This is a genomic window from Paracoccus sp. PAMC 22219, from assembly GCF_000787695.1.
Taxonomy (GTDB): Bacteria; Pseudomonadota; Alphaproteobacteria; order Rhodobacterales; family Rhodobacteraceae; genus Paracoccus.
On record NZ_BBPH01000153.1, the window covers coordinates 1 to 1,490 of the forward strand.

The 1,490-nt window shown below is 61.6% G+C and carries 2 protein-coding genes and 1 pseudogene; 1 reads left to right on the forward strand and 2 read right to left on the reverse strand.

What is annotated here, in order from left to right:
* Positions 1 to 633 (reverse strand): IS5 family transposase (locus TY51_RS15865; protein WP_042251241.1); only part of this gene is annotated, 633 nt, incomplete at its 3' end.
* A gap of 71 nt (positions 634 to 704) precedes the next feature.
* On the opposite strand from TY51_RS15865, the pseudogene TY51_RS15870 reads away from it, so the two are divergent.
* Positions 705 to 1,040: pseudogene (locus tag TY51_RS15870) on the forward strand (IS3 family transposase); the annotation flags it as partial.
* A gap of 50 nt (positions 1,041 to 1,090) precedes the next feature.
* On the opposite strand, the gene TY51_RS24630 reads toward TY51_RS15870, so the two are convergent.
* Positions 1,091 to 1,369: a sugar transferase gene (locus tag TY51_RS24630; RefSeq protein ID WP_052650350.1), complete on the reverse strand. Its 279-nt coding sequence runs from the start codon at positions 1,367 to 1,369 to the stop codon at positions 1,091 to 1,093.
* Positions 1,370 to 1,490 lie beyond the last annotated feature (121 nt).

Consider the following 1,490-nt stretch of genomic DNA (forward strand, 5'->3'; position numbering starts at 1 on the left):
AGTTCTCAGGGGGCAGAGCATGTGGCATCGCCGGGTGTCGAAAGCACCGTCGCCGGTCACGGTGCCGATCTGTTCATCCGGCGGGATCTGATCCAGCAGGTCAGGCAACACAGGGCTGTCACCTTCGCGGCTTGAGGTGAACTCCACCGCCCGAATGTCGCCGGTGGCAGTATCCATGGCCAAGTGAACCTTGCGATACTGGCGCCTGCGTTGGGTGCCGTGCTTGCGCGCCAGCCACTCTCCGTCGCCCAGGAACTGGATCCCCGTGCTGTCGACCAGCAGGTTCAGCGACCCCGCTCTGCGGCGGTGGGTGATCTGCACAGCAAGGGTCTTCTGCCTGCGGCTCAAGGTGGAGCAGTCCGGCACCGGCCAGTCGAGCCCTGCCATCGCCAGGATGCTGGTCACCATGCCAGTGGTTTGCCGAAGCGGCAGGCTAAAAAGTACTTTCACCATCAAGCAGAACTGGACCGCAGCGTCGGAGAACACGGGCGGTCGGCCAGGTCGCCCCTCCCTGATCGCCATCCACGCCATGTCCTTGTCCAGCCAGATCAGCAGCGAGCCGCGCTGCTTCAGGGCGTCATTGTAGGACTTCCAGTTCGTCGTGCGGTAGCGGGCAGGCTCGGGCTTCGTCATGCCAGGACGCTTAACCTACAGCAGCCCCCGCGGGAATCCTCGCTCGGGAGAGTTCTGCAACAATGCCCTAGCGACGCAAACCCAAGGCGAAGGTGCTGATCCACTCCGATCAGGGCAGCCAATTCACCAGCATGGATTGGGCCGCCTTCCTGCGCGCCCACAATCTTGAGCACTCCATGAGCCGCCGAGGAAACTGTCACGACAACGCGGTGGCCGAAAGCTTCTTCAACCTCCTCAAGCGGGAACGGATCAGACGGCGAACCTATCGGACCCGCGAAGAAGCCAGGCAGGACGTGTTCGATTACATCGAGATGTTCTACAACCCGAAGCGCAAGCATGCGAGGAACGGGATGCTGTCACCAGTCGAGTTCGAACGGCGGCAGAAGATGACACACGAAGGTGTCTAAGAAACTCGGGGCTATTCACAGCTGTGCGGTAAAGCGATGATCCCCGAGGTTCAATTCTTAATGGGAACCACGGCTCCGCTCTGGATAGAAATCAACACACAGGTGACACGCGGCAACTCAGATGCGGGAGAAACAGCGTTGCGTAGCAGCGCGCCCAAGGGGGTGACGCGGGGATCGTCGACCAGCTTGCGCTGTTCGCTCCAAAGCGCCGCCTTGGTGGGGTGCTTGCGCAGATACTGTTCCAAGACAGTGTCGCCGTTCACGACCATTGTGCGGAATTTCCAGCACCGGAACTCGCGCCCTCCCAAAGCCGATGCGGCGGTGCCCATAGAGCAGCAGCCCCGAATCCGTCAGTTTCAGCACGATGACCAGCGCCAGGATCAACGGCGTCAGCAGCACCAAGCCAAGGACCGCCAGCGTAGTGTCCAGCCCCCGCTTGGCGATACCCCC